This is a genomic window from Streptococcus oralis (assembly GCF_001579025.1).
Taxonomy (GTDB): domain Bacteria; phylum Bacillota; class Bacilli; order Lactobacillales; family Streptococcaceae; genus Streptococcus; species Streptococcus oralis_X.
Map to the genome: position 1 here is coordinate 23,042 of NZ_KQ970238.1, position 8,032 is coordinate 31,073.

The 8,032-nt window shown below is 38.2% G+C and carries 9 protein-coding genes; 3 read left to right on the plus strand and 6 right to left on the minus strand.

Going from position 1 to position 8,032, the window contains the following annotated elements; all coding sequences use genetic code 11:
• From SORDD27_RS08890 to cysK, 3 genes are all read left to right on the plus strand, one after another.
• The coding region (locus SORDD27_RS08890; protein WP_231069342.1) for an IMPACT family protein at window positions 1–492 on the plus strand (492 nt) is incomplete at its 5' end.
• A 15-nt stretch (window positions 493–507) separates the two neighbouring features.
• Window positions 508–951 (plus strand): PH domain-containing protein, encoded by a 444-nt coding sequence (locus SORDD27_RS08895; protein WP_061421560.1) that lies wholly within the window; start codon window positions 508–510, stop codon window positions 949–951.
• Window positions 952–1,047: 96 nt separating this feature from the next.
• Entirely contained in the window at window positions 1,048–1,974 is a 927-nt protein-coding gene (cysK, locus tag SORDD27_RS08900; RefSeq protein ID WP_061421561.1) for a cysteine synthase A, read from the plus strand.
• Between the two features lie 103 nt (window positions 1,975–2,077).
• Here the strand turns inward: cysK and tsf are convergent, their stop codons facing one another.
• The 6 genes from tsf to mreC all read right to left on the minus strand — a co-directional run.
• Window positions 2,078–3,118: a translation elongation factor Ts gene (gene tsf, locus SORDD27_RS08905; protein WP_000808059.1), complete on the minus strand. Its 1,041-nt coding sequence runs from the start codon at window positions 3,116–3,118 to the stop codon at window positions 2,078–2,080.
• 78 nt (window positions 3,119–3,196) lie between these two features.
• Complete coding sequence (gene rpsB / locus SORDD27_RS08910) at window positions 3,197–3,976, minus strand: 30S ribosomal protein S2 (RefSeq protein ID WP_000268475.1); 780 nt, start codon at window positions 3,974–3,976, stop codon at window positions 3,197–3,199.
• Between the two features lie 271 nt (window positions 3,977–4,247).
• Complete coding sequence (locus SORDD27_RS08915) at window positions 4,248–5,459, minus strand: aminoacyltransferase (protein ID WP_049505044.1); 1,212 nt, start codon at window positions 5,457–5,459, stop codon at window positions 4,248–4,250.
• A gap of 201 nt (window positions 5,460–5,660) precedes the next feature.
• On the minus strand, window positions 5,661–6,872 hold the full coding sequence (gene pcsB, locus SORDD27_RS08920) for a peptidoglycan hydrolase PcsB (RefSeq protein ID WP_061428606.1): 1,212 nt from the start codon (window positions 6,870–6,872) through the stop codon (window positions 5,661–5,663).
• Between the two features lie 93 nt (window positions 6,873–6,965).
• Window positions 6,966–7,460 (minus strand): rod shape-determining protein MreD, encoded by a 495-nt coding sequence (gene mreD / locus SORDD27_RS08925; protein ID WP_061428608.1) that lies wholly within the window; start codon window positions 7,458–7,460, stop codon window positions 6,966–6,968.
• Window positions 7,461–7,462: 2 nt separating this feature from the next.
• Window positions 7,463–8,032: rod shape-determining protein MreC (gene mreC / locus SORDD27_RS08930; RefSeq protein ID WP_061428610.1), on the minus strand; the 570-nt coding region annotated here is incomplete at its 5' end.

The window sequence follows — 8,032 nt, forward strand, 5'->3', positions numbered from 1 at the left end:
ACCCATAACTGCTCTGCTTTTATTGTAGGGGAACGCAGTGAAATCAAACGTACGAGTGATGATGGGGAACCTAGTGGTACTGCTGGAGTCCCTATGCTGGGTGTCTTAGAAAATCATAATCTAACCAATCTCTGTGTGGTAGTGACACGCTACTTTGGTGGCATCAAACTAGGTGCTGGCGGTTTGATCCGTGCCTATGCAGGTAGTGTGGCCTTGGCTGTCAAAGAAATTGGCATTATTGAAATCAAAGAGCAAGCTGGCATAGCCATTCAGATGTCTTACGCTCAATACCAAGAGTATGGTAATTTCCTTAAAGAACATCATCTCATGGAACTCGAGACAAACTTTACAGATCAAATCGATACCATAATTTATGTTGATAAGGAAGAGAAAGAAAATATCAAGTCTGCTCTTGTAGAGTTTTTTAATGGAAAGGTTACTTTAACAAATCAAGGTTTACGAGAAGTTGAAGTTCCTGTAAACTTAGTGTAAACAAAGGAGAAATACATGGCGTTTGGAAAATTTATTCAAGGACTTGCTGGTAACTTCAGCGAGGAAAACAAAAAGACCCTTATCAAAGAATATGGACAATATCTACTAGAGAATGAAGAGATCCAAAGTGGATATAAGCTCATTCGTGACGCAATCATCTTTACAAATATTCGTATCATCTTTACAGATAAGCAAGGCGCTACTGGTCGCAAGATATCTGTTAAGTCACTCTTTTTGATGAACATTGTCAACGTTGAAATGGAGACTGCAGGAGCAGGTATAGATGATAGTGAGATTACGATCACTTATTTAGAGAATGTCTTTCTAAAAGCACATAATGAGCATTTTAGTTACCACAAATTTGAATTCCCTAAAAAAACGGACATCCTTCCGCTTTACACCTATTTATTAGAATTGGCTTATCACAATCGATTAAAAATTAATGGCTTAGACCTTTGATATAAAAAAATCCTATCACTTTGATAGGATTTCTATATTTTACAAATAGCCTTAAGCGCGTTATACTAGTATCATCTTATACAAAGAGGTATATCTATGGCTATTTATAACAATATCACTGAACTTATTGGACAAACACCGATTGTTAAACTTAACAACATTGTTCCAGAAGGTGCTGCAGATGTCTATGTTAAACTAGAAGCTTTTAACCCTGGATCGTCAGTAAAAGACCGCATTGCCCTTAGCATGATTGAAAAAGCGGAACAAGATGGTATTCTAAAACCGGGTGCTACCATTGTTGAAGCAACGAGTGGAAACACTGGTATCGGTCTTTCATGGGTCGGTGCTGCTAAAGGATATAAAGTTGTTATCGTCATGCCTGAAACGATGAGTGTGGAACGACGTAAGATTATCCAAGCCTATGGTGCTGAACTCGTCCTTACTCCTGGTAGCGAAGGAATGAAAGGGGCTATTGCCAAAGCTCAGGAAATCGCCGCTGAACGTGACGGCTTCCTTCCACTCCAATTTAATAATCCAGCTAACCCAGAAGTACACGAAAGAACAACAGGAGCTGAAATACTGGCTGCTTTCGGTTCTGATGGTTTAGATGCTTTTGTGGGTGGTGTTGGCACCGGTGGAACTATCTCAGGTGTTTCTCACGCTCTTAAAGCAGCAAATCCAAACATTCAAGTTTATGCAGTTGAGGCAGACGAGTCAGCTATCTTGTCTGGTGAAAAGCCAGGACCTCACAAAATTCAAGGCATTTCAGCTGGATTTATTCCTGAAACACTTGATACAAAGGCCTATGATGGTATCGTCCGCGTGACGTCAGATGATGCTCTAGCACTTGGCCGTGAAATTGGTGGAAAAGAAGGCTTCCTTGTTGGGATTTCTTCAGCTGCAGCGATTTACGGGGCAATTGAAGTTGCCAAGAAATTAGGTACAGGTAAGAAAGTCCTTGCTTTAGCACCAGATAACGGCGAACGTTATTTGTCTACAGCACTCTATGAATTTGAAGTGTAGCCTCCTAAATGCACTTAGCCCTTATTAAAGGGCTTTTTGTTTACTCATATAGAGCCTACTCTCTAGACCAAAAGAAAAAGGAAGCAATTTGCTTCCTTTTCTATTAGTTATTCAAGGCTGCTGCCATTGTAGCTGCAACTTCTGCTTCAAAGTCGTTTGCAGCTTTCTCGATACCTTCACCAACTTCAAAGCGAGCGAACTCAACTACTGAAGCATTTACTGATTCAAGGTAAGCTTCAACTGTCTTGCTGTCATCCATGATGTATACTTGTGCAAGAAGTGTGTATGCTTGGTCAACTTTAGTGTTGTCAAGCATGAAGCGGTCCATTTTACCTGGGATGATTTTGTCCCAGATTTTTTCTGGTTTGCCTTCTGCAGCCAACTCAGCTTTGATATCAGCTTCAGCTTGAGCAATCACTTCATCAGTCAATTGTGCTTTTGATCCATACTTCAAGTGTGGAAGAGCTGGTTTACCAACCATTGCACGGCTTTCGTTATCTTGATCGATTACGTGGTTCAATTGTGCCAACTCATCTTTAACGAACTGCTCATCCAATTCTTTGTAAGAAAGAACTGTTGGTTTCATCGCAGCAATGTGCATTGAGATTTGTTTAGCAAGCGCTTCGTCTCCACCTTCAATAACAGAGATAACACCGATACGTCCACCATTGTGTTGGTATGCTCCAAAGTGTTGCGCATCTGTTTTTTCAAGCAAAGCAAAACGACGGAATGAGATTTTTTCACCGATTGTAGCTGTTGCAGATACATATGCAGCTTCAAGAGTTTCACCTGAAGGCATTGTCAAAGCAAGTGCTTCTTCGTTGTTAGCTGGTTTACCTTCAGCGATTACTTTAGCTGTAGCATTTACCAAGTCAACGAATTGAGCGTTTTTCGCAACGAAGTCAGTTTCGGCATTTACTTCAACTACTGCTGCAACGTTACCGTTAACAAATACACCAGTCAAACCTTCAGCTGCAACACGGTCAGCTTTCTTAGCTGCCTTCGCCATACCTTTTTCGCGAAGCAATTCGATCGCTTTTTCGATATCACCGTCTGTTTCTACAAGCGCTTTTTTAGCGTCCATAACACCGGCACCAGATTTTTCACGCAACTCTTTTACAAGTTTAGCTGTAATTTCTGCCATTTTGATTCTCCTATATTTTTTAAAAATAGGAGAGCTGGGCTAGGCCCCGCCCTCCTAGGTAATTACTATTTATATGAATTAAGCGTTGTCGCCTTCTACAACTTCAACGATTTCTTCTATTGAGTCAGCTTGAGCTTCTGAAGCTGCAAATTCAGCTTCAACTGCTGCTGCATCTTCACCTTGACGTCCTTCGATGATAGCGTCAGCCAATTTAGCTGTGATTAATTTAACAGCGCGGATAGCGTCATCGTTAGCTGGGATGATTACATCGATATCGTCTGGATCAGTGTTTGTGTCAACCATCGCTACAACTGGGATACCCAATTTTTTAGCTTCTTTAACAGCGATTTGTTCTTTATGTGGGTCAACTACGTACATTACATCTGGGATACGAGGCATGTCTTCGATACCACCCAAGAATTTTTCAAGACGTGCACGTTGTTTGTTAAGAAGTGCAACTTCTTTCTTAGGAAGAACATCGAAGATTCCTTCTTCTTCCATACGTTTGATTTCTTTCAAACGAGCGATACGTTTTTGGATAGTTCCCCAGTTAGTAAGAGTTCCACCCAACCAACGGTGGTTGATGTAGTATTGACCTGAACGTTCTGCTTCTTCTTTAACAGCGTCAGCAGCTTGTTTTTTAGTACCAACAAACAATACAACTGCATCGTTAGCTGCTGCATCACGCATAAAGTCGTATGCTTGGTCAGCGTATTTTACAGTTTGTTGCAAGTCGATAACGTGGATTCCGTTACGCTCAGTAAAGATGTACTTAGCCATCTTAGGGTTCCAGCGACGAGTTTGGTGACCAAAGTGTACACCAGCCTCAAGAAGTTGTTTCATTGAAATTACTGCCATGAGTATTTCTCCTTTTTGTTTTTTTCCTCTCCTCGACTTCAACTTGCAAAACGACCCAAGGGCAACAGTTTCACAATTCATCAAGAATGAGTATTATCGTTTACACGACAAGTTTTATTTTATCATAATTGGAGCTTTATTTCAAGTGATTTTATGATACTAAATTACTAGTTAAAAGCTCTAAATTTAAAACATCTCAACATATACTGCTGAGATGTTCTGATAGCTAATTTTTTTAAATTTAATGTAGTGACAAAATAATTAGTTTATGCTATCTACTTCGAAGTTTCTTACGAATCTTATAAGCTAAATTAAACAAGAAATATAATGAACTAATTGGATAGTTAAACTCACCAGCAAATTCTTCAATAGTGGGATTAAACTTAGACTTAAAATTAAATAACCCACCTTCTAAGTTGTTTTCAATTCCACCCATATTATGAGTATCTGCCCCACGTTCAAATGAATATTGAGCAGTCTCAAACCATGTTGGAATAGCAGGTTGATAATGCCTAAATTCCTCATTCATTCCAGCATATAAGTTTTCAGAAGTTTTCCCAAATTCGATGGTTAAAGTGCCAGACAACGGGACAATACTATCCCCTCTATCAATATAACTCTTAAGGAAAGAAATTTCTTCCTCTAATCGTTTTCTCTCTTGCTGATTATCTCTTATTTTACTTTCCTTCGTTTTATCTGTGAACTTCTGCGCTATTTTAAGATTCTTTTCGAGTTGCTGCTCAACTTCTTTCAGTCTATTAGGTAAGTCTAAATAGCTCAGTGTGATGAAGGAGTGATCAGGATAAGTATTCAGTAACTTCTGATAATAATCTTTACCTCGTAAACTGATATTCTTACGAGACTCTGTTTTCTTCATTAAAAATGAAAATTCATCTAATAAATCAAGGCCACCAAATTTCACTTCCAATCCTTTATTTCTTGCAGTTCGGATTGTCTGTTTAGTAGACTTGGATAGTTGATCTAGCGAGAAGTTTTCTTTATGAATATTAGCTTGAAAACGAGGTTGTATGTTTTCGGCCATATCCTTTGTCAAACCTGTCCAATGAACTTTGTTTTTTTGCAATTCCTCAATAATTTCAAAAGTTTTAGAATTTTGGATAGTTTCTTGATCGATAAGACTTAGGCTGATGAAAAGACTTGGATCAAATTTAACCATTATTGCATGGCTTTTTTTAGCAAGTTTTTTCAATGTTAAAAGCACAAATTTCAAAAGTTCTTTATCTTCATAATTAATAACTGGACCTCTTGGAATATAGAACATGGAAAATCCTAATGGAAGAGGCTGGATTAATATATTCGCTACTCCAACTAGTTGATTTTCTTTATAAAATCCAACTCTCTCATTCCCCCAAGTATCCTTTATCTTGGCCCAATCACTACTCTGCAATAAATTTCCTTGAGGATGATTTTGTAAAAATAAATCCCACTCATGAACATCAACATTCATTTTATAAGTAAACATAATTCCAGTACCAACTCTCTTAAAACCTTGTTATTCTTTCGTTAGATAAACATACTTATTCTAGCTATATATCTGATAATTTTCATCCAATCTTTAATTCCATAATGATAAAAACGTTCTGATGAAAATTTTTTATTAATACTATACAAAGGGTGAGATTAATAAAACCTCACCCTAAATTTTTTAATAATAATTAATATGTTAGTTTGGGTAAATATATCTTACTGTACCACGTGATGCTGTGGGATTAAACCATCCACGATAATTTCCGATTGGTTGAGTTCCGCTACCATCATAGTTACATTCTGAAACTTGAATGCGAGTTGGGGACTCAACAGCCGTAACAACTGCTACATGTCCGTATCCTCCATCATCCCATGAAGCAATTGCACCAACTTGTGGGGTAGAACCTGTACGGAATCCAGCTGCCGCTGCACTAGCTGCCCACTGACCGCCATTACCCCAATAATCACCGGCCCATGGAGCCAAGGTCTTAGCACCCCATGTACATTGACCTACAGGATAACTTGAAGCATTTGTACTGTATGTTGGACGCTGTCTAGTTGGAGTTGGAGCAGGTGCCGGAGTGTAGCTTGAATCATCATCTGATGAAGAGCTTGAAGTTGCTTGCACTTGATCTGAAAGTGTTGTATTTCCAGAAGCAACAACTGATTGTTGTTGGCTTGTTTGACGTGCTTTATAAGCTGCTTCTGCTTCAGCTGCTGCTTTTGCTTCAGCCTCTGCTGCTGCTTTTTGTTCCAATAAAGTAGCTTTATCACTTTCTGCAGTAGCTTTCTCTGCAGCAAGGTTTAACTCAGCAACTTTCAACTCTGCTTGTTTTGTTGTCAATGCTTGTGCATCGTCAGCAAGAGTTTGTTGGTTGGCAATTACGGTATTGATAGCTTCGTTATTCGTAACTTGTTTTTCAGCAATTGATTTTTTATCAGCCTTTTGTTGTTCCAACATTTTGTTGTTAGCTGATACAATCTCGCTCATGGCTGCAACACGTGAAACAGCTTCAGTAATTGATTTTGAGTTTACAATTGTGTTGATGTAGCTAGTTGCAGCACCGTTTGTTTGTGCGCTACGTGCTTGTTTTTCCAATGAGTCATTACGAGCAACAATGTTCTTAGAAAGCTCTGTAATTTCTCCTTCAAGTTTCTTAGACTCAGCTTGAAGTGTTTCATTTTCAGCTTGCAAGCTTGCTTGTTGTGTTTGAATAGCTGTAACTTGCGTTTGGATTTCATCTACTTGTTTTTGAGCTTCTTTTTGTTTAGCTGACAAGTCACTGATTTTACTATCTTGAGCAGCAATTTTTTCATCAGTTGTTTCAGCATGAACAGTTGTTAATACCGCCGCTTGTGAAACCAATACTGTACTTAACAAAAGTGACGCTAAGATTTTTTTCTTCATATTGTGTGAATACTCCTTCTATTTAAGACATTACTAGTATACCAAAAAAAGACATAATAAATATTACGCCTTTGTTACATTTATATTTCTTTCTCATAGATAATATTTTTCAAAAATGTATTGGAAAATCACCATCCATAAGAAGTTTAGAATCATTGATGGGACAAGACTATAGACGATGAAAACTGGCATCGATTCTACTGTCAACCCCATAGCAAGAGCGAGGAGATAGCTCCCCATATCAAATAGGAAACTCATCACAACTATTGTTAACATTCTTGTCCAACGGTTTAGCAAAATTACACTATTAAATTTATGGAGTGAAGCACCTATTAAGATAAATAGAAGCGTCGCAATTCCTATCAAGTGGAAAAAATAGATATCGTACACCAAACCCACTATACAGCAATAAGCTAGATAGAGATATTCTGAAACCTCAATTGTCTCAAACAAGAGAAATAAAAACAGAAAATGACTTACTAAATGAAAGTGAGGGAAGAAGGATCCTACCAATTGTCCAGTATGTGCATCAATTAATACAACAAAAGGGAGTAAAAAGAAAATACCAATTTGTTTTAACAGTCTCATTGCTAATTCCCCACTAACTCAACCACATGAAGATTTTTGGTGTCAGCACTTAACTTTACTGTTACTTCCTTTGTTAGATAATCACTGCTGTGTGTTGTAGCAACAACCTCTCCAACAGGGATATCCTTAACATTAAAGTTTCCGAGCCCCCCTGTAGTCACCTTGTCTCCTGCGCTAATGTCACTGTTACTATTTAATTGGCTAATTTTAAGCAGTTCTGACTCCTTATCATAACCAACGATAATCCCGTAAATTTCAGTAGAGCCATGCAGGATTTTAACAGAAATTTTGTCTGAATTTTCGGTGTTTGTCAATAGATTGACCGTTGTTGAATGATCCTCCACCTTTGAAACACTACCAATCAAGCCCCCGTTTGCAATGGCCAACATATTTTCAGAAGCTCCTTTTGAACTTCCCGCATCAATTGTTAACTCTTGTTTCCAAGATACTGGAGCTCGCATAATCACATCTGCTGCAATGGTTTTTGTAGCCTGCAATTTTGACTTCATATCCAGCAACTGACGTAATTGTTCATTTTCATTTTTTAAACTTTCTGATTGATTAGACTCCAC